Source organism: Peribacillus aracenensis (genome assembly GCF_025175645.1).
In the GTDB taxonomy this organism is placed as follows: domain Bacteria; phylum Bacillota; class Bacilli; order Bacillales; family DSM-1321; genus Peribacillus; species Peribacillus aracenensis.
Genome location: NZ_JANZMJ010000016.1, coordinates 95,047 through 117,871, shown reverse-complemented (window position 1 = coordinate 117,871; position 22,825 = coordinate 95,047). Strand labels below are relative to the sequence as shown.

Below are 22,825 nucleotides of genomic sequence, written 5' to 3'. Positions count from 1 at the left end.
TTCCTATGTGAGACGGATTTTTTTTATGGAAACCACCCTCATTATCCTTTAGAATCTATATTTCCAGCTATCAACTTTTTTATTTTTTACTAGTTTAAGATAGCTGGAAAATGGTGAGACTAATTCATGTGAGGGGGCGAAGGCGATGAAAACTAAACATTTAGCCATTATTTATCTATTAATCTTAACTATAGGAACAATCGTAAGTATATATATGCCTAAAGCGGAGATGGTCGGTGCAGAAGATACGAAGGTGATCCCGGATGAGGCGATTCGTCTTCGGATACTTGCTAATAGTGATGCAGAAAAGGATCAAGCGGTTAAACGGCTGATTAGGGATGAGGTAAATGAAGATATCACAAAGTGGGTCGAGGAACTTACTTCTTTGGATGAAGCGAGGGATGTGATCACCTCGCATCTGCCGGATATCCAAGCGACGGCTGAGGCAGTTATAAAGGAACAGGGTATGGAGCAGTCAGTTAAAGTGGATTTTGGGCAAGCGGAATTTCCGACAAAACTCTATGGGCAGTATTTATATCCGGCAGGGGATTATGAAGCGGTGATTATCACGCTTGGGGAAGGGGAAGGCGCAAATTGGTGGTGTGTTCTATTTCCCCCATTATGTTTCCTGGATTTTTCAAATGGGACGGCTGTAAGTCAAAGTCCGATTGTCGAGGATGAGGGTGAAGGATCGTTGAATTCGGAAGGGGAGGCGCATGCTGCAACAAGTGAAGAGGGTGAGCCCGTTGCAGTGGAAGAAGTTGAAGAAGGAGTGCTGGTTGAAAAGGAAAAAGGGCCCGAGGAAGTGGTTGGTGAAAAGGTAGTGGAGGGGAGCGTAAAAGAAGTATCGGAAGGAACGCTAAAAGAAAAGGATACAGAGCCGGAAGTAAAGGAAGAAGTGGCAGAAGTAAAAGACAAGCAACAAGTGTCGAAAAAAGCCATTGATGGGAATGTTGAAGAAAACCAGGTTGAACTTGCGGCATCCGATAAACAAGGTCAACAATTATATGAAGGGGAAAAGGAGCCTGAGGTGGAAGTGAAGTCCCTGTTTGCAGAAATCTTCAATGATCTATTTTAAAAAGGGGGCAGCTGCCCTCTTTTTTTAAAATCAGATAATTTCGTAAACATATCCACAGGGTTATTAACAAAAAATCAAAAAAGTCTGTCATTAATCATTAATATCCACAAACTTATCCACGGATTCGATGTGGTTATCCCCAATTTGTGGATAACACTTGAATTATGTGAATACTTCTTTTATACTTTCAAAGTATCTTAAAGTGAATTTATTACAATAATTTGAGAATATCGTTCATATAAAAGCAATTATATAAAATAAGAAACGTTAAAAGGCGATGATGTTCAAGATGAAAACGAAAATTTGGTCAGTGGATAAAAATGTGGATAATTTACAAAGTTATCCCCAGATTACAAAATCAGCTGAATTATTAAAGGCAAATCAGGTGGTGGCTTTTCCTACAGAGACCGTTTATGGACTGGGGGCGAATGCCAAAAATGACGAGGCAGTCAAAAAAGTGTTTGATGCGAAGGGGCGTCCGAGTGATAATCCTTTGATCGTTCACATAGCCTCCGTTGACCAGCTGTCAGGTATTGTAGAAGAGATTCCGGAACAGGCCAAGAAGCTGATGGCGGAATTTTGGCCGGGTCCTTTGACTTTGATCATGAAAAGAAAACCGGGCCAGCTATCAAACCTTGTGACAGCTGGATTGGACACGGTGGCTGTCAGGATGCCAGATCATCAGGTTGCCCTAGGCCTTATTCGTGCAAGTGATTTGCCCATTGCGGCACCAAGTGCAAATACTTCCGGAAAACCAAGCCCCACTTCAGCGAAACATGTTGAAGATGACTTGATGGGCCGGATTGCAGGCATAGTCGATGGCGGGACTACGGGTGTGGGCTTAGAATCCACAGTACTTGACTGCACTGTGGAAGTACCTGTTATTTTAAGGCCAGGCGGGGTGACCCTGGAACAGCTGGAAGCGGTAATAGGGGAAGTCAGGCAAGATGTCGCATTGAAGAATCAGGAAGCGGCGCCAAAAGCCCCGGGCATGAAGTATACCCACTATGCTCCGAAGGCCCCTCTATATTTAGTCAAGGGTAATCAAGCTTTCCTTCAGAAGCTTGTGGATGAAAAAAGAACTGACGGGTTAAAGGTGGGCATCATAACGGCTTACGAACATCAACAGGATTATAAGGCGGATTATGTGGTTGTCCCAGGTTCATTAGCGGATTTACATACTGTTGCAACAGGCTTATATGATGCTTTAAGGCAGTTTGACGAGCTGGAGGTCGATGTCATTTATAGTGAAATGTTTCCTGACCATGGAATAGGAGCGGCGGTCATGAACCGGCTTGAGAAGGCTGCAGGTCATCAAATCATCAAGGAACATGTGTAATAAGAACTGATTTATCCTTCTATTTCTTTTCGGACATGCATAACATGTAGTAGGCACGTCCGAGGGGGATTTGAATGAATACATTTGCTGGAGAAATCATCACCTTATTGCTAATGGCATTCGCGCTGGGAATGGATGCCTTTTCAGTTGGCCTTGGAATGGGAATGTTTAAGCTAAGGTTGAGGCAAATATTGTTTATAGGGCTGATAGTTGGCATTTTTCATATTTGGATGCCCTTGCTTGGAATGGGGGCAGGCCGTTTCATTTCAGAAAAATTCGGGACCTTTGCTACATACGCCGGCGGTCTGTTGCTGATCATTCTTGGTATACAGATGTTTATCCCTGGTAAAAAGGATGGAGCTGGTGCCAGGGAAAATAAGATGCTGGCTCCTGTCGGGAAAGGTCTATTCATTTTTGCTTTAGGGGTAAGCCTGGATAGCTTCTCGGTAGGATTGACACTGGGAATTTACGGTGCAAAAACGATTTTAACCGTTCTTTGTTTTGGGTTTGCCGCCACCCTATTAACGTGGGCAGGCCTTTTACTGGGTAGAAAAATGCAGGGCTTGCTTGGCGTGTATAGTGAGATTCTTGGCGGAAGCATCCTGTGTGCGTTTGGATTGAAATTATTGTTCTCTTTTTGATCCGCTTGAATTCATATCGTTCCTTCCTCAACTGTTCCAATTACTGGAGCGGTTTTTATTTTACTTCGGACATAATGAGAGTGATTTTTTTGACTATAATAAACGGGCTATAGCTTATAATGAATAAAAAAGGAGGCGTTAAAATGATCCGAGTACTATTTGTATGTACAGGTAACACATGCAGAAGCCCGATGGCAGAAGCGATATTGAAACATAAGAATATTGCGGGTGTTGAAGTGAAGTCCGCAGGCGTGTATGCTTCATCAGGGCAGGATGCTTCGCTGCATGCTAAAAATGTATTGGTTGAAAATGACATAGTGCATAATCATCATTCAACGCCCTTATCCGAGAAGGAAATGGAATGGGCGACTCATATTTTCACCATGACGGAAGGGCATAAATCTGTCATTGCCCATGCATACCCCCAAATGATCGATAAGACTTTTACTTTAAAGGAATTCGTTATTGAGGATAAATATGATAGAGATATAATAGATCCGTTTGGAGGTTCTGAAGGCATTTACCGGGAAACGTTCAGGGAGCTGCAGGAATTAATAGAAGAATTGGTCAAAAGGCTTAAAGAATGAACGGGTACATAATGTGGTCGCTGCAGTAAAAGATATTACTAAGCTTGTTGACCGTCTATGCAAAGTGTAAGATCAAGGCAGTCCCAAGAAGTGGCTGCCATTGCAGAATAAGCAATCTGCTGGAGCGGAAGAAGTGACGGCCAGGACAAACGAATAAGCTCTAGTCAAGGAAAATGTCGAAAAATCGGCAATGGAAATTTTAAAGTGAAAGCGGAAAAGGGTTAACAGGACCATTACGCGCTTTCACACTTGACATTTTACTGCAGGAAGCCCGAGTTGGTTTCCTGCTTCTTTGCGGGGAAAAAGGATGGACATCCTTTATCTTTTCATAATTTTGTGACACAATAATAATAAAATCAAATGAAAAAGCTAGAGGAGGATTATGATGAAAGTTGCGATTGCTTCGGATCATGGTGGTATACATATCCGTGAAGAAATAAAGACTTTATTGAATGAGTTACAGATTCCATTTGAGGATTTTGGCTGTGAATGCAGTACGTCGGTGGATTATCCTGATTATGCCTTGCCGGTTGCTGAAAAAGTGGCGCAGGGTGAGTTCGATCGGGGCATTTTAATCTGTGGAACAGGAATTGGAATGAGCATTGCTGCCAATAAAGTCAAAGGAATACGTTGTGCATTGGTTCATGATGTCTATAGTGCGAAATTGACCCGTCAGCATAATGATACCAATATGTTAGCGATGGGGGAACGTGTCATTGGCCCGGGTCTGGCCAGGGAAATTGCCCAAACATGGCTGACTTCGGAATTTGAAGGCGGCCGTCATCAAAACAGGATCGGTAAGATTGCGGAGTATGAAGGTAAACATAGCTAATTTCTATGGTTTTTTGGAGAGAACCATTTTCTACCGATAGCAAGTTTTCTTATTGAAAGGATGCGTTTTCATGACAAGTGATGCTACATCTTCAAATGAGCTTGAGATATGGGAAAACCAGTTTCGGGAACTTTTACATGAGTTTCAAGAACAGACAGCTTTAAAAGAGAAACAGCTACTGGTGATCGGCTGCAGCACAAGTGAAGTGGTCGGGAAAAGGATCGGTACTGAAGGTACCCTCGATGTTGCAGGGATGATTTTTTCCGTAGTTAGGGATTTTCAAGGAAAAACGGGTGTTCAGGTTGCCTATCAATGTTGTGAACATCTAAACAGGGCCTTGGTTTTACAAAGGGAAACCGCGGTTCGATATGATTATGAAGAAGTTTCGGTTGTACCTGTAAGAACAGCTGGGGGATCGATGGCGACGTATGCCTATCAGCAATGGAAAGATGCTGTCGTTGTCGAGCATATTAAAGCGGATGCGGGGATTGACATTGGGGACACCTTCATTGGCATGCATCTGAAGCATGTGGCGGTTCCGATTCGCTCTGCCATTAAGGAAATAGGGCATGCACATGTGACCATGGCAAAAACACGTCCGAAACTGATTGGCGGGGAGCGGGCCGTTTATCAGGACTTTTCTGATAACAAGAGTTGTACTTAATGGGTAAGGGGGACAGCATTTCTCGGATGAGGGATGCTGTTTTTTAATTGAATGAGAGCGAAATCGGAAAGCCCAAGATAAGGTTTACAAAAAATCATTACTTTATAATGTTAATAGAATAGTGATTTTGCTTATGGAATATAGGGTGAAAGAGCTAATAAGCATAATTTTGATGTTAAATACGAACGTTATTAAAAGAAAAAACATTTAACGTTCGATAAAATTAGACTATCGCTTCTAAATTAGACATGTTAAAATGGAGTAGAATTTTCTAATAACTATTGGTAAGGCTTTTTCATGCTTTTTTGAAGGCATGTTGCACATAAATACTAAAAAGCGAATCACGCACAATTTGAGGAGGAATTACGGAATGAATCGTTTAGCAAAGCAAGATGAGCAAGTGTTTAACGCAATTCAACTGGAATTAGGGCGTCAAAGAAGTAAAATTGAGCTTATTGCTTCTGAAAACTTCGTGAGTGAAGCTGTCATGGAAGCACAAGGATCGGTCTTGACTAATAAGTATGCAGAAGGATACCCTGGAAAACGTTACTATGGCGGATGTGAGTATGTAGACATCGTTGAAGATCTAGCACGTGAGCGTGCGAAAGAAATTTTCGGAGGGGAGTATGTGAACGTACAGCCCCACTCTGGAGCTCAAGCCAATATGGCCGTTTACTTTACTGTTCTTCAAACTGGAGACACAGTGCTTGGGATGAACCTTTCGCATGGAGGTCACTTAACACATGGAAGTCCAGTTAACTTCAGTGGCGTTAACTATAATTTTGTTGAATATGGTGTAGACGAAAAAGATCACCGTATCGATTACAATGATGTATTGGAAAAAGCGCGTCAGCACAAACCGAAATTGATCGTAGCGGGTGCAAGTGCATATCCGCGGGAAATTGACTTCAAGCGATTCCGTGAAATTGCAGATGAAGTCGGGGCTTATTTAATGGTCGATATGGCGCATATTGCAGGTTTGGTTGCGGCTGGATTACATCAAAGCCCGATTCCTTATGCTGACTTTGTAACGACAACCACTCATAAAACACTTCGCGGACCACGCGGAGGTATGATCATCTGTAAAGAAGAATTCGGTAAGAAAATCGATAAATCCATCTTCCCTGGAATTCAAGGCGGCCCGTTGATGCATGTAATATCCGCTAAGGCTGTTGCATTCGGCGAAGCGCTTCAAGATGAATTTAAAGTATATGCACAAAAAATCATCGATAATGCTAAACGTTTGGGCGAAGGTTTGAAGAAAGAAGGGTTCACCCTTGTTTCTGATGGAACGGACAATCACTTGATTCTTCTTGATGTGCGCTCTACTGGATTAACGGGAAAAATCGCAGAACATGTTTTGGATGAAATCGGTATTACCGTGAACAAAAATGCGATTCCTTATGACCCGGAAAAACCATTCGTTACCAGCGGTATACGCATTGGGACTGCGGCGGTGACATCACGTGGCTTCGGATTGGAAGACATGGATGAAATAGCTGCAATCATCGGACTTGTTTTGAAAAATAATGAAGACGCAGCTAAACTTGAAGAAGCAAAACAGCGCGTTGAATCATTAGCGAACAAATTTGAATTATATCCTTCATTGTAATATCGTAGCTGCTCCCTTTTAAAGGGGGCGGTTTTTTTATATCTTATGCAAGGGCTGGTGTTAGAAGAATCCGAATAGTGAAAATAGGTCTGACATCTAAACCTTTATTGAAGATTGAAACTTTTTTCTGTAAAATAGGTTGAAGTGAATTTTAAAAGACACGAAAATTTTTCTATTCGATTAGGGAAATCATAAAAAAGCGCAAAACTAAGCAATGGAATTGGAGAGATGCTAAATGGGAAAAGTTTATGTTTTCGATCACCCGTTAATTCAACACAAATTAGCCTATATACGTGATATAAATACAGGAACAAAAGAATTCCGTGAACTAGTGGATGAAGTTGCATCATTGATGGCATTTGAAATCACGAGGGATATGCCACTGGAAGAGGTGGAAATCCAAACGCCTGTAAGCACAGCGAAAGTGAAAATGCTTTCTGGTAAAAAAGTGGGTATCGTCCCGATTTTACGTGCAGGCATAGGGATGGTGGACGGGATCATTAAGCTGATTCCTGCTGCAAAGGTCGGACATGTTGGACTTTACCGTGATCCTGAAACATTGAAACCGGTGGAATATTATGCGAAAATGCCAAGCGATTTGGCAGAAAGGGAATGCATTGTCGTTGACCCGATGTTAGCCACTGGCGGATCAGCCATCGAAGCGATCCATTCCATTAAAAAGCGCGGTGCAGTCAATATTAAATTCATGTGTTTGATTGCAGCACCAGAGGGTGTAGAGGCATTGAAAGAAGCCCATCCTGATGTTGATATTTATATTGCGGGTCTTGACGAAAAACTGAATGAACACGGGTATATCGTTCCAGGTCTTGGAGACGCGGGAGATCGTTTATTCGGCACAAAATAAGGAAAGAAACTGAGGTGTCACGAATGAATAAACCGATAAAAGTCATGACCATTTTCGGAACGAGACCAGAAGCTGTCAAAATGGCTCCCTTAGTACTCGAATTTCAAAAACACCCAGAATATTTCAAGCCGATCGTTGCTGTTACGGCACAGCATCGGCAAATGTTAGATCAAGTTCTCGAACTATTTTCCATACAGCCGGACTATGACTTGGACATAATGAAGGAAAGGCAAACGCTTGCTGACATTACAACAAGAGCATTAAATGGTCTTGATTCAGTAATGAAGGAAGCTAAACCTGATATTGTTCTTGTACACGGTGATACAACCACGACGTTTGTCGCAAGTCTGGCAGCTTTTTATAATCAAATTGTCATTGGGCATGTTGAAGCGGGGCTGCGCACATGGAATAAGTATTCCCCCTATCCGGAAGAGATGAATCGGCAGCTTACTGGTACTATGGCAGATTTGCATTTTGCGCCGACATCGAAAGCGGAGGAGAATCTGCTTAACGAAAACAAGAAGGATAATATCTTCGTGACGGGAAATACGGCAACAGATGCTTTAAAAACTACTGTACGTTCCACGTATTCGCACCCGGTTTTAAATGGACTTGGAGAAGACAGGCTCATTTTGCTTACCGCCCATCGCAGGGAGAACCTTGGTGAACCCATGAGGAATATCTTTAGGGCCGTAAAGAGAATCATTGCTGAGCATGATGACGTTCAAGTGGTATATCCTGTCCATTTAAATCCGCTTGTTCAGGAATTGGCAAACGAAATTCTCGGGGACGATCCGCGGGTTCATTTGATTGAACCGCTGGATGTATTGGATTTCCATAACTTCGCTTCAAGAGCCTATCTGATTTTGACTGATTCTGGAGGAATCCAGGAAGAGGCACCGTCACTGGGTGTACCTGTCCTAGTTTTAAGGGATACGACCGAACGTCCTGAGGGGATTGCTGCTGGAACCTTAAGATTGGCGGGTACTGATGAAAAAAACATATATAACTTGGCACATGAATTGCTCACGGATCAAGAGATGCACGAAAAAATGTCCAAAGCCTCCAATCCTTATGGGGATGGAAATGCTTCGGTCCGCATCGCTGAAGCCATCCGTTACTATTTTAAGCAAGCAGACATGCCGCCAGCTAGATTTGACTCATAAAAAAGGAAAAGCCATGCGCTTTTCCTTTTTTTATTTGCATACTCCAAGGTTGTTGAGAAAAGATAACTGCTAAGGGGATGATTATGTTGGGAAAGAAAACGTTTATAGTGTTTGTTTTCCTTTTTATATTTATTTATCAAAATGAAAAGGGATTGGCATCCGTCATTCTGCCGCCTTTACCAAAACTATCTGAATCTAGGGAAGTAACGGTTGTTGTCACGATGGATAAGGTATTTCAACGAAAAAAAATCGAAAAACTGCTTGAAAAATATCCGTCCCTTCAATTAAGGAATGTTTATTCAGTTGCCCTGAATGGATTTTCCGTTCAGGGGAAAATGAATGAGATAGAACAACTTAAAAAGGAGGATGAAATTCAGGCTGTAACGGAAGTATCCGTTTATCAAGCGGTGTTGGATAAAAGTGTCCCATACATAGGAGGGGGAAGGGCAAGGGGGATCTTTGATAAGGAGAATCACCGGATTACCGGGAAAGGGGTAAAAGTAGGAATCATAGATACTGGCATCGATTATACACATCCAGATTTGCAACGTGCTTATAAAGGCGGGAAGGATCTGGTAGATGGTGATGAAAATCCGATGGAAACCAAAAATCAAGGCGACCTGGATACATTACATGGGACTCATGTGGCAGGCATCATTGCAGCCAATGGAAAAATGAAAGGCGTCGCACCAGAAGCGGAGATATATGCATATCGAGCTTTGGGACCAGGTGGTGCAGGAGATACAGACCAAGTATTGATGGCTATTGAGTCAGCCATGAAGGATAAGGTGGATGTATTGAACCTCTCTCTTGGCAATAACGTCAATGGTCCTGATTTACCTATTTCCCTTGCATTGAATAAGGCTGTGGAAAGCGGCATCGTTGCCGTGACATCCAACGGGAATTCCGGTCCGGCTGTATGGACCGTAGGCTCACCTGGAACAGCGGAAAAAGCGATTTCCGTTGGGGCATCGACTCCTCCCTTAAGGGTTCCGTATATGATTTACGGGCTTGGGTCGAAAAAGCATCAATCGCATTTAACCGTGTTTCAAGGCTCTAAAAAATGGAACCTGACGTTTTCCGAGGATGTCATATTTGGGGGTCTGGGCAATGAAGAGGACTTGAAACATGTTCGGGATAAGATTGTGTTGATGGAACGTGGCACACTTACCTTCCAGCAGAAAGTATCCAATGCAGAAAAGGCAGGTGCAAAGGGGGTAATTGTTTATAATAATACGAGCGGGACCTTTACTGGAAGCTTGGAAAAAGAAATGAGCATCCCGGCTGCTTCTATTAATAGAAGAGATGGATTGCAGCTAAAGCAAATCATGGAGCAAGGGCAGAGCAAAACCGTTCAATTTGTTTATAAGAACGAGCAGGATAAGCTCGCAGATTTTAGCTCCAGGGGCCCGGTAACCGTATCATGGGGAATAAAGCCTGACGTATTGGCACCGGGAGTGGAAATTGAAAGTACCATCCCTAAAGGATATATGTCCTTGGATGGAACAAGTATGTCCGCGCCGCATGTTGCAGGAGCATGCGCCTTAATCCTGCAAAAACACCCCGAATGGAATCCTGAGCAAGTGAAGTCTGCATTGATGAGCACTTCCAAACCATTGAGGAAATCTACGAATCAATTGTATCACACATACGAACAGGGGGCTGGACGCATCCAGGTCGACGAAGCATTAAAAGCGGACACGCTCTTGAGTCCAAGCTCATTGTCCTTTGGGATGTATACGAAAAAAGAAGGAATTGAAGAACATCATGAAACGATAGTCATAGAAAATACCGGAACGGAAAAGAGGAAGTACTCCTTCATGGTTCCATTGAAAGAGACGGGACTTACTTGGGAATTGCCAAAATCCCTTACTTTGAATCCGAAGGAGAAAAAACGGATAAAAGTGGGGCTTCAGGTCAACCCAGCAAAGCTTAAAAAAGGAGTCTTTGATGGATACCTCATAATAATGGAAGGAACCAAAAGAATATCCCTTCCTTATTTATATGTAAAAGAAGAGCCTGATTATCCAAGGATAATGGGATTCGATTTTGGCCAAGGGGACCAGAAAGGCACATATCGATACGAAATGTACCTTCCGCGCGGGGCTGAAGAATTCGGTATTGCCCTTTATGAGGAAGATAGCTTGAAATTCGCTGGATATTTGGATTGGTCCAAATCGGCACCTTCCGGTTTGATTAAAAAAGATGTATTGAAAAAGAACTTGCCGCCTAAAGGTGTGTATAAAGCGATCATTTTTGCGAGAAAGGGTGGAAGGGAAGATCGGATAGAAAAGACGTTACTTATTGAGTGAATAGAGGTTAATAAGTAAAATAAAATGGATGTCAATAGTATAAAAAAGATAATTTGTGAACAATTCGTTAATAATTACAAACCTGTGACAAATTTCACTAACCACTCATTGACAATGATTCTAGCCTATTGTATGCTAACTAAGGATGTAAAATGAGAGGGGTTTCATACGTTAATAATGTGTCAAATAGAAGATGGTTTTTGACCTTCTATTTGGACTTGTTACGGGCAAATTCCCTAGCTAAACACAGATACTACAATATTTCTAGGGAGATTACATGACAAAATGCTAGAATTGGAAAAAATGTTCAATAGGCAGCTAAAATACATGTTGTATTTAATGGGTATTTATATACTCGGGGTGGGCTTCACTTCACATGATTCTGTCTTCCAAGGATTATTGCTTGGAACTGCCTTCAGCCTATTTATATTCTGGTCAATGGTCAAAAAGAACAAAAAGTTCGCCCAAGAGGTTGCCGAAGGTAAGAAAACGCGCTCCCTTGGTAGTTTAACTAGAATGTCTGTAGCGGGTTTAGCTGCAATTATTGCATTGAGATATCCTGACGAGTTTCAAGTGGTCTGCGTGGTATTGGGATTAATGACAGTTTACTTTGTCATTATGATAGATTATTTTATGCAAAACATACGTAGGTAGTAAAGAAGAGAGGTGAATACTGTTGAATCATGAAGCTCCTATACGGGAATTTATGAATACTGGAATACATTTCAACTTGGCTAATGTTCTTATGATGACTATCGCAAGTCTCATTGTCTTCATTATTGCTGTAGCAGCAACTCGAAAACTTGCGATGAAGCCGACAGGAATCCAAAACTTTATCGAATGGGTTATGGATTTTGTGAAAAACATCATCAACAGCAATATGGATTGGCGTACGGGTGGTCAGTTCCTTATGTTGGGAATGACATTAATTTTGTACGTATTTGTTTCAAACATGTTAGGGTTGCCGTTCTCAATTGTAATAGGACATGAACTTTGGTGGAAATCACCTACATCTGATCCAGCAATAACTTTAACCTTGGCAGTTATGGTAATGGGTTTAACTCATTATTATGGTATCAAGATGAGAGGCATGAAAAATTATGCCAAAACTTATGTCCAACCAATGGGTTTCTTGTTTCCGTTAAAGATTATTGAGGAGTTCGCTAATACGTTAACTCTAGGATTACGGCTTTACGGGAATATTTATGCGGGTGAGTTACTACTAACTTTACTTGCTGGACTAGGAACAAGTGGTGCTGTGGGTGCTGCCACTGCTGCATTACCAATGTTAGCTTGGGAAGGATTTAGTATCTTTGTCGGCTCCATTCAAGCTTTTATCTTTACTATGTTAACGATGGTTTATCTTTCCCATAAAGTGAGTGACGACCATTAATTATAAATATTGTTCATTCTGAACATTATATTGATGAAAAAATAAAACAACATTTCAAGGAGGAAATTTATCATGACAGGTTCTTTAGGTCTTATAGCTGCTGCTATCGCAGTTGGATTAGGTGCACTAGGTGCGGGTATTGGTAATGGTCTTATCGTAGGGCGTACAATCGAAGGGATGGCTCGTCAGCCAGAAGCTCGTGGTATGCTTCAAACTACAATGTTCGTTGGTATTGCGTTAGTTGAGGCACTTCCAATCATCGCTGTAGTTATCGCGTTTATTGTAATGGGTAAATAAGATAACTTGAAAAAGTTCAATAATGGCGAAGATGATCCAAGGAGAACCTTCGCCATTGCTCTGTGTTAAAGTGAATATTTATGACAGTGATACTGTCAATCGAAAATACAGAACTTCAATAGTGAATCTCATGAAGGGAGTGAACCGAGCGTGTTAACAAGCAATTATGTTCTTGGTCAAGCAGTCCACTTTAACGGTGGGGATATTATATACCAGCTTGTAATCTTTATTATTTTGTTAGCGTTGCTTAAGAAGTTTGCATGGGGTCCGCTAATGGGCATCATGAAAGAACGTGAAGAGCATGTTGCGAATGAAATTGAAGCAGCTGAAGTTAGTAGAAAAGAAGCACTGAAATATTTAGAAGAACAGCGTGAAATCGTAAAACAATCTCGCACTGAAGCGGGACAACTTATAGAGAATGCCAAGCAGCAAGGCGAAGCACAACGCGAAGATATCATTAAACAAGCGCGTGCAGAGGCTGAGCGTGTTAAAGAATCAGCAAAACGTGAAATCGTTCAAGAGAGAGAAAAAGCAGTTGCCGCCTTACGCGAGCAAGTAGCTTCATTATCTGTTATGATCGCCTCTAAGGTGATTGAGAAAGAACTTTCATCAGCTGATCAAGAAAAACTAATCAATGAATATATTCAAGAGGCAGGAGAAGGTAAATGAGCGATATAACTGTAGCAGGACGTTATGCTGTAGCTCTTTTCCAAATTGCGAAAGAGCAAAATCTCATTAACCAACTTGAAGAAGAGCTTCGCATAGTGAATGAAGTTTTCACAAATGATAAAGAGCTATTGAACTTCTTGGCTCATCCTAAAATGACTAGCGATGCAAAAAATACATTGCTTGCAAATGCATTTGCAAGTCTTTCGTCTTCCGTTCAAAATACTGTAATGTTAATGGTGGAGCGTCATCGTACAGGTGAAGTGACTGCTATGGCACAAGAGTTCATTGAACTTGCGAATGAAGAAAATTCAGTAGCGGATGCGACTGTTTATACAGTTAATCCTTTAACTGAAGCTGAAGCGGAAGCTGTGTCTTCAGCTTTTGCTGCAAAAATCGGCAAACGTAATTTGCGTATCACTAATGTTACGGATAGCAATATTCTTGGCGGCATCAAACTTCAAATCGGTAACCGTATTTATGACGGGACGATAAGCGGGAAGCTTGATCGCCTTAGCAAACAACTATTAGGTTAATATTCACAGATAGGGGTGAAATTCATGAGCATCAAAGCTGAAGAAATCAGTGCGCTGATTAAAAAGCAGATTGAAAACTATCAGTCGGAAATTAAAGTAAGCGATGTAGGTACAGTAATCACTGTTGGTGATGGTATCGCTCGCGTTCATGGTTTAGATAATGCAATGGCTGGGGAGCTCTTAGAATTTTCTAATGGTTCAATGGGATTGGCACAAAACCTTGAGCAAAATAACGTAGGTGTTGTTATTCTTGGACCATTCAGAGACATTCAAGAAGGCAGTGAAGTACGCCGTACTGGCCGTATCATGGAAGTGCCAGTTGGAGAAGAATTAATCGGACGTGTCGTGAATCCGCTAGGACAACCATTAGATGGTCTTGGTCCAATCGCTACAACAAAAACTCGTCCAATCGAAAGCCCTGCAACAGGTGTTATGGACCGTAAATCTGTTCATGAACCATTACAAACAGGGATTAAAGCAATCGATGCTCTAGTGCCAATCGGACGCGGACAACGTGAGTTAATCATTGGTGACCGCCAAACTGGTAAAACATCAGTTGCGATCGATACAATCCTTAACCAAGCTGACCAAGACATGATCTGTATTTATGTTGCTATTGGTCAAAAAGAATCAACAGTTCGTGGAACAGTTGAGACACTACGTAAAAATGGTGCACTAGATTACACAATTGTTGTATCTGCATCAGCTTCTCAACCAGCACCACTTTTATATCTAGCTCCATATGCTGGTGTGACTATGGGTGAAGAGTTCATGTTCGCTGGCAAGCACGTTTTAGTGGTATATGATGATCTTTCTAAACAAGCATCAGCATACCGTGAACTTTCCTTGCTTCTTCGCCGTCCTCCAGGTCGTGAAGCATTCCCTGGGGATGTATTCTACTTGCACTCCCGCTTACTTGAGCGTGCAGCTAAATTGAATGACACTTTAGGTGCCGGTTCAATTACTGCGCTTCCATTTGTTGAAACACAAGCAGGAGATATCTCTGCTTACATTCCAACAAACGTTATTTCCATCACAGACGGACAAATCTTCTTACAATCCGATTTGTTCTTCTCAGGTGTACGTCCTGCGATTAACGCTGGTCTTTCCGTATCCCGTGTTGGTGGATCTGCACAAATTAAAGCGATGAAAAAAGTTGCGGGTACATTACGTCTGGACTTAGCTTCTTATCGTGAATTGGAAGCATTCTCTCAATTCGGTTCTGATCTTGATGCTGCTACTCAAGCAAAACTTAACCGTGGTGCTCGTACAGTTGAAGTTCTTAAACAAGATCTAAATAAACCAATTAAAGTTGAAAAACAAGTCATGATTTTCTATGCATTGACTAAAGGTCATCTAGATGATATTCCAGTATCGGATATCCTTCGTTTTGAAGAAGAATACTATGTGTTCCTAGATCGTTCTCATCCGGAATTATTAGATCACATTCGCACAACTAAAGGTCTTCCTGAAGACGCTGCTATCGTTGCTGCAATTAACGAGTTCAAAAAGAACTTCGTTATTTCTGAATAATAAGGTCTAACTAATTTATAAAGGGTGGTGAGAATGAATGGCCTCTTTACGCGATATTAAGTCTCGGATTACTTCAACGAAAAAGACGAGTCAAATTACAAAAGCGATGCAGATGGTATCTGCTTCTAAAATGAACCGTGCTGAAGCTAATGCTAAGGCATATGTTCCATATATGGAAAAAATTCAAGAAGTAGTATCAAGTATTGCGAACGGAAGTACGGGTGCATCTCATCCAATGCTTGTCTCACGTCCAGTGAAGAAAACCGGTTACCTGGTAATCACATCGGACCGCGGATTGGCAGGAGCATACAACAGTAGCATCCTTCGCCACGTTCATAAAACTATTCTTGAACGCCATAAATCCAATGATGAGTTCGTCATTATCGCAATCGGAAGGGTTGGCCGTGATTTCTTTGTCAGCCGTAATATGCACGTAGAGCTTGAAGTAACTGGGGTTCCTGATCAGCCATCTTTCGCTGACATTAGCTCCCTTGCTAAATCAACAGTGAATTTATATCTAAATGAACTGTGTGATGAGCTTTATATGTACTATAACCATTATGTCAGCCCAATCCAACAGGATGTAACGGAAACGCAAGTCCTTCCTTTAGCTGACTTTAATACTTCCAATGCAGCATTGACTTCTTATGAATTCGAACCGAATGCAGAAGAAATTCTTGAGGTATTACTACCTCAGTACGCAGAAAGTTTAATTTATGGTGCTTTATTAGATGGTAAAGCAAGTGAGCACTCTGCACGTATGACTGCAATGAAAAATGCAACCGATAATGCGAAAGAATTGATCGACTCGCTTTCATTGCAATATAACCGTGCACGTCAGGCCGCAATTACTCAAGAAATCACGGAAATTGTCGGCGGTGCAGCAGCTTTAGAATAAAATCATAAAAGGGGACGGTCGGCCCGGACGAAGCTTGGCCGTTCCATAATCTCGATAGTCGTTATAAGCAACGTTAGGAGGGAAAACGATGAATATAGGACGCGTTACTCAAGTTATGGGTCCGGTTGTTGACGTGAAATTCGAAGACGGACAACTTCCTAAGATCTATAACGCGTTAAGAATCGAAAATACAGCGTCTGGTACAGGACTAACTCTTGAAGTAGCCCTTCAACTAGGTGATAATACAGTTCGTACTGTAGCAATGTCTTCCACTGATGGTTTAACTCGTGGTGCAGAGACTGTTGATACAGGAGCTCCAATTTCCGTTCCTGTAGGTGAAGTGACTCTAGGCCGCGTTTTCAACGTATTAGGTGAAAACATTGACCTATTTGAACCACTTACAGCAGAGGTGCGTCGTGATCCAATTCACAGACAAGCACCAACTTTTGAGGACTTATCAACAACAGTTGAAATTCTTGAAACTGGTATTAAAGTAGTAGATTTACTTGCTCCTTACATCAAAGGTGGTAAAATCGGTCTCTTTGGTGGTGCTGGTGTAGGTAAAACTGTACTTATCCAAGAACTTATTAATAACATCGCACAAGAGCACGGCGGTATCTCAGTATTCGCTGGTGTAGGTGAGCGTACTCGTGAAGGAAATGACCTTTTCTACGAGATGACTGATTCTGGTGTTATTAAGAAAACAGCGATGGTATTCGGACAAATGAACGAGCCACCAGGTGCACGTATGCGTGTAGCTCTAAGTGGTTTGACAATGGCTGAATATTTCCGTGACGAACAAGGACAAGACGTTCTTTTCTTCATCGATAACATCTTCCGTTTCACTCAAGCAGGTTCAGAGGTTTCTGCCCTTCTAGGCCGTATGCCTTCAGCGGTAGGTTACCAACCAACGCTTGCTACAGAAATGGGTCAATTACAAGAACGTATCACTTCAACTAATAAAGGTTCTGTTACATCTATTCAAGCGATCTATGTACCTGCCGATGACTATACGGATCCGGCTCCAGCTACAACTTTCGCTCACTTGGATGCAACAACTAACCTTGAGCGTAAGCTTTCTGAAATGGGTATCTATCCTGCAGTTGATCCATTGGCATCTTCTTCTCGTGCTCTTAGCCCAGAAGTCGTTGGAGCTGAGCACTATGAAGTGGCCCGTCAAGTTCAATCAACTTTACAGAAATATAAAGAACTTCAAGATATTATTGCGATCTTGGGTATGGACGAGTTAAGCGAAGACGAAAAAGTAATCGTTGCCCGTGCTCGTAGAATTCAAAACTTCTTGTCACAAAATTTCCACGTGGCTGAACAATTTACTGGTCAAAAGGGATCTTATGTACCAGTTAAAGAAACAGTCCAAGGATTCAAAGATATCCTAGCTGGAAAATATGACGAACTTCCTGAAGATGCTTTCCGTCTAGTTGGCCGCATCGAAGAAGTTGTTGCTAAAGCAAAAGAAATGGCTTAATTAAAGGGACCTAGGAGGGAATGAAATGAAGACCATTAAAGTCAATGTTGTTACTCCCGATGGCCCAGTATATGATGCAGAAGTTGAAATGGTAAGCACTAAAGCTAAAAGCGGTGAGCTGGGAATCATGGCTGGACACGTTCCAACTGTAGCCCCGCTTACCATTGGTGCTGTCCGTCTTAAGAATGGAAGCAACACAGACTATGTAGCTGTAAATGGTGGCTTCTTGGAAGTTCGCCCTGATGTGGTAACCATTTTGGCTCAATCTGCTGAAAGAGCTGAAACTATCGATCTTGCACGTGCTCAAGCAGCAAAAGCCCGTGCTGAACAAAGATTGCAGAACAATGATGGATCAAATGATGCCAAAAGAGCTGATTTAGCGCTTAAACGTGCCATCAACCGAATCCAAATTGCAGAAATGCGATAACTTTAATTTATAAAACACCTGATCAAACCATTCGTGGTAAGATCAGGTGTTTTTTTATTCAAAGGTTTTTGAGGATTATTGGCATTGAATATAAGAATTAGGAAAAAAAGGTCGAATTATAGAGTAAAGTATTTTCCATTTTAAACCTTAACTCGTCGACATGATTTTATCCTAATGTTATAATGTATACGCTTACATTTATTACTTCATACCCCCTCCTTTCACTTTGCTTCTAAAAGAGTGTTACTCTGCATAATATTTAAAACGCTATCCAAAAAGAAGACAAGCAAATTTGAACCGTACCCATTTAACATGATTTATCCATAAAGGGAGATGAACATGGGACAGCTGCATATTTACCAAAATAATTATTTAATTGTATTCGTTTTCCTTTGTCTCGGGATTTTATTACCTGTGATCGCTTTATTTCTTGGTAGACTGCTAAGGCCTTATAAGCCGACAGATATGAAATATACGACGTATGAAAGTGGGATCGAGCCTTTTCAGGATTCAAGGGTTCAATTCAATGTCAGGTATTATCTATTCGGATTGATGTTCGTCATATTTGATGTAGAAACGGTTTTTCTTTACCCATGGGCGGTTGCCTATGATGAACTCGGACTGTTTGCATTGATTGAAATGCTGTTTTTTGTCCTGATCCTAATGCTTGGGCTAATTTACGCTTGGAAAAAGAAGGTGTTAAAGTGGAATTGAAGCTGGATGAACTTACCCCAAAAGAAATGGAAGAAATACGCCATAGCATTTTTTTATCCACACTTGAGCAAATAAAAGGCTGGGCTAGAAGTAACTCACTCTGGCCAATGACTTTCGGTTTGGCATGTTGTGCAATTGAAATGATGGGTGTCGGTTCCTCCCATTATGATTTGGACCGATTTGGTTCATTTTTTCGGACATCACCCAGACAATCGGATGTCATGATTGTTTCAGGAACGGTAACGAAAAAAATGGCGCCAATAATAAGTAGATTATACGAACAAATGCCAGAACCGAAATGGGTTATTGCAATGGGATCTTGTGCAACTGCTGGTGGGCCTTATGTTCACTCTTACTCAGTGGTCAAGGGGGTAGATCAAATTGTACCTGTCGATGTATATATACCGGGTTGTCCCCCAAACCCAGCTGCACTTATTTATGGGATCAATAAATTAAAAGAAAAAATCCGTTACGAGGCGAAAACCGGAAAGCGGGTGATATAGATGAGTGAAAAGGAGGACTTGGCGAAGCAAAAGGCGGCGGCCGCGGCCAAGGCAAAGGCTGAAGCTATGGCCCGAAAAAAGGCGAAAGAAGAAGCAGCGGAAAAGCCGGAAGGCGAAACAGATATAGCGAAGCAAAAAGCGGCGGCTGCGGCCAAGGCGAAGGCAGCGGCAATGGCCCGAAAAAAGGCGAAAGAAGAAGCGGCGGAAAAGCCGGAAGGCGAAATGGATATAGCGAAGCAAAAAGCGGCGGCCGCGGCCAAGGCGAAGGCAGCGGCAATGGCCCGAAAAAAGGCGAAAGAAGAAGCAGCGGAAAAGCCGGAAGGTGAAATGGATATAGCGAAGCAAAAAGCGGCGGCTGCGGCCAAGGCGAAAGCAGCGGCAATGGCCCGAAAAAAGGCGAAAGAAGAAGCGGAGGAAAAGCCGGAAGGCGAAACGGATAAAGCGAAGCAAAAGGCGGCAGCCGCGGCTAAGGCGAAGGCAGCGGCAATGGCCCGAAAAAAGGCGAAAGAAGAGGCGGAGGAAAAGCCGGAAGGCGAAATGGATAAAGCGAAGCAAAAGGCGGCAGCCGCGGCCAAGGCGAAGGCAGCGGCCTCTGCCAAAGCAAAAGCGGCGGCGGCGGCGAAGAACAGGACTGCTGTAAAGGAAAGCGAGGAAATTAACACCCCTAGCGAACTTTCCCCAAATCAGTCGAAACTCGATCAAATTGTTTCTGCTATTGAGAGCCATGTAGGACAAGGGGCATTGTTAGAGCACTATATTAATAGATTATCAAAAGATGTACCCACTTTAGTGGCCAGTCCGGATACATATTTCTCAATAGCAAAATTTCTGCGCTACGATGAACAGCTTAACTTTTCGTATTTATCTGAACTTCATGGTACGGACTTTGAAACCCATATGGAAATCTATGTACATTTACATTCATTCAAAATGAACCAATCAGTTGCCTTGAAGGTGAAACTTGATAGGGACTCCCCTGTTATTCCATCATTGGTCCCATTATGGACAGGAGCAAATTGGCCAGAATGTGAGGCGTATGATTTATTAGGTATTAACTTTAATGAACACCCTGATTTAAAGCGGATTTTGCTTGGTGAAGAATGGAAGGGGTACCCCCTTAGAAAAGATTACCAGCCTTATGATGTGGAGGTGTAAGCCCAATGTTAAGGACGGAAGAAATGCTTCTCAATGTCGGGCCGCAGCATCCGAGTACACATGGTGTTTTTCGACTTGTCATCAAGATTGACGGTGAAATTATAAAAGAGGCAACACCTGTCATTGGGTATTTGCATCGCGGTACGGAAAAACTAGCGGAAAATCTGCAATATACACAAATAATCCCATATACCGATCGGCTCGATTATCTAGCGGCAATGACAAATAATTATGTGCTTTGCCATGCTGTTGAGACAATGATGGGGGTGGAAATCCCCGAAAGGGCAGAATATTTGCGGGTTATCGCAATGGAGTTGGGCAGAGTGGCAAGCCACCTTGTCTGGTGGGGTACATACTTGCTGGATATAGGTGCGACGAGCCCTTTCCTTTACGCATTTAGAGAACGTGAAATGATCGTTAATTTATTGACTGAATTGTCAGGGGCACGCCTTACATTCAATTATATGCGTGTCGGAGGTGTGAAATGGGATGCTCCTGAAGACTGGATTGCGAAGGTTGCCGAGTTTGTCCCTTATATGAGGGAGCAGCTTGCCGGTTACCATGAGCTTGTGACAGGGAATGAAATCTTTGTTAATCGGGTTAAAGGGGTGGGCATCTATACGAAGGAGGAAGCCCTGCAGTATTCGCTTAGCGGTGCCAACTTAAGGTGTACAGGTGTGAAATGGGATTTACGAAAAAATGAGCCATATTCCATTTACGACAGGTTCACATTCGATGTTCCTACAAGGGAAGAGGGTGATGCGTTTTCACGCTATCACTGTAGAATGGAGGAAATCGAACAATCACTGAAAATCATCGAGCAGGCGGTTGAGCAATTTCCAGAAGGGCCGATCCTTGCTAAGGTCCCTAAAATAATAAAGGTTCCTAAGGGTGAAGCATTTGTCCGAATTGAATCGCCAAGAGGGGAAATAGGCTGTTATATCGCGAGTGAAGGGAAAAAGGAGCCATACCGTTTGAAATTTCGCAGACCTTCATTTTATAATCTGCAAATTCTACCGAAATTATTGGAAGGTGAAAATATGGCGAACTTGATAACGATATTAGGTGCAATCGATATCGTTTTAGGGGAGGTTGATGGATAAATGATCAAGGATCTTCTCCACTCCGCTCCAAGCCTGCTGAATTTTGGCATTTTTTTTGGTCTGGCAGTCCTGCTCCTGTTCGTCGTATTAGGGTTTGTAACCTATGGAATCCTTTCAGAGCGAAAAATCATGGGATTCATGCAAATGCGTGTCGGCCCAAACCAAATTGGGGGGAAATGGGGTCTCTTGCAGACGGTTGCTGACGTTTTGAAACTCCTGATCAAGGAAGATACGATACCAAAAGAAGCTGATAAGCCGTTATATATTTTAGCTCCGGTAATTGCTTTTGCTCCTGCTTTCATGGTCCTTGCCACCTTGCCGTTCACCAATGCCTTTCAATTTGCGGATATAGGTGTCGGACTGCTTTATTATATTGCGGTTTCCGGTATATCGACCATCGGCATAGTCACTGCGGGTTGGGCATCCAATAATAAATATTCTTTGATTGGCGGAATGAGGGCAGCCGCGCAAATGATATCTTATGAGATCCCCTTGGTGATGTCGCTAGTGGGAATCGTCCTCCTAACAGGCAGTTTAAACTTGAATGATATAGTTGCAGCCCAGGAAAAGGTTTGGTTCATTTTTCTTCAGCCGATTGCGTTTATCGTGTTTTTTATTGCAGCGGTTGCCGAGTTGAACAGGGTTCCTTTTGACCTTCCGGAAGCGGAATCCGAACTTGTTGCAGGCTATCATGTTGAATACTCTGGATTTCGATGGGCCTTCTTCATGTTATCCGAATATGTGTATATGTTTGCAATGGCAACTCTAACCACTGTATTATTTTTAGGGGGATGGAATTCTATTCCGTTTTTGGGTTTTATTCCGGATGCCATCTGGTTCGGTCTGAAGTTCAGTGCCGTATTCTATGTATTGGTCTGGATTCGTGTAACCTTTCCTCGTATAAGGGCCGACCAATTGATGGAATTCGGATGGAAGGTGCTGCTTCCGGTTGCATTAGCAAATATATTTTTGACGGCACTAATAAAAGAATTGATTAACCTTTTTTAGAAACATAAGC

General features: G+C 42.3%; 24 protein-coding genes. All 24 read left to right on the top strand.

Going from position 1 to position 22,825, the window contains the following annotated elements; translation table 11 throughout:
* Positions 1–145 precede the first annotated feature (145 nt).
* Complete coding sequence (spoIIR, locus tag N0M92_RS16845) at positions 146–1,078, top strand: stage II sporulation protein R (RefSeq protein WP_260286896.1); 933 nt, start codon at positions 146–148, stop codon at positions 1,076–1,078.
* A gap of 289 nt (positions 1,079–1,367) precedes the next feature.
* Entirely contained in the window at positions 1,368–2,417 is a 1,050-nt protein-coding gene (locus tag N0M92_RS16840; RefSeq protein WP_260286895.1) for an L-threonylcarbamoyladenylate synthase, read from the top strand.
* A 74-nt stretch (positions 2,418–2,491) separates the two neighbouring features.
* Positions 2,492–3,058 (top strand): manganese efflux pump MntP, encoded by a 567-nt coding sequence (locus N0M92_RS16835; protein WP_260286894.1) that lies wholly within the window; start codon positions 2,492–2,494, stop codon positions 3,056–3,058.
* Between the two features lie 143 nt (positions 3,059–3,201).
* Positions 3,202–3,645, top strand: coding sequence for a low molecular weight protein arginine phosphatase (locus N0M92_RS16830; RefSeq protein ID WP_260286893.1), 444 nt, complete (start codon positions 3,202–3,204; stop codon positions 3,643–3,645).
* Positions 3,646–4,030: 385 nt separating this feature from the next.
* Positions 4,031–4,477 carry a ribose 5-phosphate isomerase B gene (rpiB, locus tag N0M92_RS16825; RefSeq protein ID WP_311202569.1) on the top strand — a complete coding sequence of 149 codons (447 nt, stop codon included), beginning with the start codon at positions 4,031–4,033 and terminating at the stop codon, positions 4,475–4,477.
* 70 nt (positions 4,478–4,547) lie between these two features.
* Positions 4,548–5,141 (top strand): TIGR01440 family protein, encoded by a 594-nt coding sequence (locus tag N0M92_RS16820; protein WP_260286891.1) that lies wholly within the window; start codon positions 4,548–4,550, stop codon positions 5,139–5,141.
* A 370-nt stretch (positions 5,142–5,511) separates the two neighbouring features.
* Positions 5,512–6,753: a serine hydroxymethyltransferase gene (locus tag N0M92_RS16815; protein ID WP_260286890.1), complete on the top strand. Its 1,242-nt coding sequence runs from the start codon at positions 5,512–5,514 to the stop codon at positions 6,751–6,753.
* A 235-nt stretch (positions 6,754–6,988) separates the two neighbouring features.
* Positions 6,989–7,618, top strand: coding sequence for a uracil phosphoribosyltransferase (upp, locus tag N0M92_RS16810; protein ID WP_034315825.1), 630 nt, complete (start codon positions 6,989–6,991; stop codon positions 7,616–7,618).
* 23 nt (positions 7,619–7,641) lie between these two features.
* Positions 7,642–8,784: a non-hydrolyzing UDP-N-acetylglucosamine 2-epimerase gene (gene wecB / locus N0M92_RS16805; RefSeq protein ID WP_260286889.1), complete on the top strand. Its 1,143-nt coding sequence runs from the start codon at positions 7,642–7,644 to the stop codon at positions 8,782–8,784.
* Positions 8,785–8,867: 83 nt separating this feature from the next.
* Positions 8,868–11,096, top strand: coding sequence for a S8 family serine peptidase (locus N0M92_RS16800; RefSeq protein ID WP_311202568.1), 2,229 nt, complete (start codon positions 8,868–8,870; stop codon positions 11,094–11,096).
* A gap of 285 nt (positions 11,097–11,381) precedes the next feature.
* The gene (locus N0M92_RS16795) at positions 11,382–11,750 is read left to right on the top strand and encodes an ATP synthase subunit I (protein WP_192207254.1); all 369 of its coding nucleotides are present in this window, start codon (positions 11,382–11,384) and stop codon (positions 11,748–11,750) included.
* Positions 11,751–11,772: 22 nt separating this feature from the next.
* Positions 11,773–12,489, top strand: coding sequence for a F0F1 ATP synthase subunit A (gene atpB, locus N0M92_RS16790; protein WP_260286888.1), 717 nt, complete (start codon positions 11,773–11,775; stop codon positions 12,487–12,489).
* 72 nt (positions 12,490–12,561) lie between these two features.
* Positions 12,562–12,786 (top strand): F0F1 ATP synthase subunit C, encoded by a 225-nt coding sequence (gene atpE, locus N0M92_RS16785; protein WP_034315818.1) that lies wholly within the window; start codon positions 12,562–12,564, stop codon positions 12,784–12,786.
* A 150-nt stretch (positions 12,787–12,936) separates the two neighbouring features.
* A complete protein-coding gene (gene atpF / locus N0M92_RS16780) occupies positions 12,937–13,455 on the top strand; it encodes a F0F1 ATP synthase subunit B (RefSeq protein WP_260286886.1) in 519 nt (172 codons plus the stop codon).
* Positions 13,452–13,988, top strand: coding sequence for a F0F1 ATP synthase subunit delta (locus tag N0M92_RS16775; protein ID WP_192207251.1), 537 nt, complete (start codon positions 13,452–13,454; stop codon positions 13,986–13,988). The genes atpF and N0M92_RS16775 overlap by 4 nt, the downstream gene beginning before the upstream one ends.
* Before the next feature lie 24 nt (positions 13,989–14,012).
* On the top strand, positions 14,013–15,521 hold the full coding sequence (gene atpA / locus N0M92_RS16770) for a F0F1 ATP synthase subunit alpha (protein WP_034315812.1): 1,509 nt from the start codon (positions 14,013–14,015) through the stop codon (positions 15,519–15,521).
* 37 nt (positions 15,522–15,558) lie between these two features.
* Entirely contained in the window at positions 15,559–16,419 is an 861-nt protein-coding gene (locus N0M92_RS16765) for a F0F1 ATP synthase subunit gamma (protein ID WP_192207250.1), read from the top strand.
* Positions 16,420–16,507: 88 nt separating this feature from the next.
* The gene (gene atpD, locus N0M92_RS16760) at positions 16,508–17,905 is read left to right on the top strand and encodes a F0F1 ATP synthase subunit beta (RefSeq protein WP_192207249.1); all 1,398 of its coding nucleotides are present in this window, start codon (positions 16,508–16,510) and stop codon (positions 17,903–17,905) included.
* Positions 17,906–17,930: 25 nt separating this feature from the next.
* The gene (locus tag N0M92_RS16755) at positions 17,931–18,332 is read left to right on the top strand and encodes a F0F1 ATP synthase subunit epsilon (RefSeq protein ID WP_034315803.1); all 402 of its coding nucleotides are present in this window, start codon (positions 17,931–17,933) and stop codon (positions 18,330–18,332) included.
* A gap of 339 nt (positions 18,333–18,671) precedes the next feature.
* Positions 18,672–19,046, top strand: a complete 375-nt coding sequence (locus N0M92_RS16750; RefSeq protein ID WP_076368347.1) for an NADH-quinone oxidoreductase subunit A — start codon at positions 18,672–18,674, stop codon at positions 19,044–19,046.
* Between the two features lie 26 nt (positions 19,047–19,072).
* Positions 19,073–19,549 carry a NuoB/complex I 20 kDa subunit family protein gene (locus N0M92_RS16745; RefSeq protein ID WP_179086075.1) on the top strand — a complete coding sequence of 159 codons (477 nt, stop codon included), beginning with the start codon at positions 19,073–19,075 and terminating at the stop codon, positions 19,547–19,549.
* Complete coding sequence (locus N0M92_RS16740; protein WP_260286879.1) at positions 19,550–20,704, top strand: NADH-quinone oxidoreductase subunit C; 1,155 nt, start codon at positions 19,550–19,552, stop codon at positions 20,702–20,704.
* 5 nt (positions 20,705–20,709) lie between these two features.
* Entirely contained in the window at positions 20,710–21,807 is a 1,098-nt protein-coding gene (locus tag N0M92_RS16735) for an NADH-quinone oxidoreductase subunit D (RefSeq protein WP_192207247.1), read from the top strand.
* A complete protein-coding gene (nuoH, locus tag N0M92_RS16730) occupies positions 21,808–22,815 on the top strand; it encodes an NADH-quinone oxidoreductase subunit NuoH (protein ID WP_260286878.1) in 1,008 nt (335 codons plus the stop codon).
* Positions 22,816–22,825 lie beyond the last annotated feature (10 nt).

What these genes read in the sequence shown, in the direction of transcription:
- upp (WP_034315825.1), top strand. Translation starts at nt 6,989, where the DNA reads ATGGGAAAAGTTTATGTTTTCGATCACCCGTTAATTCAACACAAATTA.
- N0M92_RS16735 (WP_192207247.1), top strand. Translation starts at nt 20,710, where the DNA reads ATGTTAAGGACGGAAGAAATGCTTCTCAATGTCGGGCCGCAGCATCCG.
- wecB (WP_260286889.1), top strand. Translation starts at nt 7,642, where the DNA reads ATGAATAAACCGATAAAAGTCATGACCATTTTCGGAACGAGACCAGAA.
- nuoH (WP_260286878.1), top strand. Translation starts at nt 21,808, where the DNA reads ATGATCAAGGATCTTCTCCACTCCGCTCCAAGCCTGCTGAATTTTGGC.
- N0M92_RS16820 (WP_260286891.1), top strand. Translation starts at nt 4,548, where the DNA reads ATGACAAGTGATGCTACATCTTCAAATGAGCTTGAGATATGGGAAAAC.
- spoIIR (WP_260286896.1), top strand. Translation starts at nt 146, where the DNA reads ATGAAAACTAAACATTTAGCCATTATTTATCTATTAATCTTAACTATA.
- atpA (WP_034315812.1), top strand. Translation starts at nt 14,013, where the DNA reads ATGAGCATCAAAGCTGAAGAAATCAGTGCGCTGATTAAAAAGCAGATT.
- rpiB (WP_311202569.1), top strand. Translation starts at nt 4,031, where the DNA reads ATGAAAGTTGCGATTGCTTCGGATCATGGTGGTATACATATCCGTGAA.
- N0M92_RS16755 (WP_034315803.1), top strand. Translation starts at nt 17,931, where the DNA reads ATGAAGACCATTAAAGTCAATGTTGTTACTCCCGATGGCCCAGTATAT.
- N0M92_RS16830 (WP_260286893.1), top strand. Translation starts at nt 3,202, where the DNA reads ATGATCCGAGTACTATTTGTATGTACAGGTAACACATGCAGAAGCCCG.
- N0M92_RS16775 (WP_192207251.1), top strand. Translation starts at nt 13,452, where the DNA reads ATGAGCGATATAACTGTAGCAGGACGTTATGCTGTAGCTCTTTTCCAA.
- N0M92_RS16765 (WP_192207250.1), top strand. Translation starts at nt 15,559, where the DNA reads ATGGCCTCTTTACGCGATATTAAGTCTCGGATTACTTCAACGAAAAAG.
- N0M92_RS16800 (WP_311202568.1), top strand. Translation starts at nt 8,868, where the DNA reads ATGTTGGGAAAGAAAACGTTTATAGTGTTTGTTTTCCTTTTTATATTT.
- N0M92_RS16835 (WP_260286894.1), top strand. Translation starts at nt 2,492, where the DNA reads ATGAATACATTTGCTGGAGAAATCATCACCTTATTGCTAATGGCATTC.
- N0M92_RS16815 (WP_260286890.1), top strand. Translation starts at nt 5,512, where the DNA reads ATGAATCGTTTAGCAAAGCAAGATGAGCAAGTGTTTAACGCAATTCAA.
- atpD (WP_192207249.1), top strand. Translation starts at nt 16,508, where the DNA reads ATGAATATAGGACGCGTTACTCAAGTTATGGGTCCGGTTGTTGACGTG.
- N0M92_RS16740 (WP_260286879.1), top strand. Translation starts at nt 19,550, where the DNA reads ATGAGTGAAAAGGAGGACTTGGCGAAGCAAAAGGCGGCGGCCGCGGCC.
- N0M92_RS16840 (WP_260286895.1), top strand. Translation starts at nt 1,368, where the DNA reads ATGAAAACGAAAATTTGGTCAGTGGATAAAAATGTGGATAATTTACAA.
- N0M92_RS16750 (WP_076368347.1), top strand. Translation starts at nt 18,672, where the DNA reads ATGGGACAGCTGCATATTTACCAAAATAATTATTTAATTGTATTCGTT.
- atpE (WP_034315818.1), top strand. Translation starts at nt 12,562, where the DNA reads ATGACAGGTTCTTTAGGTCTTATAGCTGCTGCTATCGCAGTTGGATTA.
- N0M92_RS16745 (WP_179086075.1), top strand. Translation starts at nt 19,073, where the DNA reads ATGGAAGAAATACGCCATAGCATTTTTTTATCCACACTTGAGCAAATA.
- N0M92_RS16795 (WP_192207254.1), top strand. Translation starts at nt 11,382, where the DNA reads ATGCTAGAATTGGAAAAAATGTTCAATAGGCAGCTAAAATACATGTTG.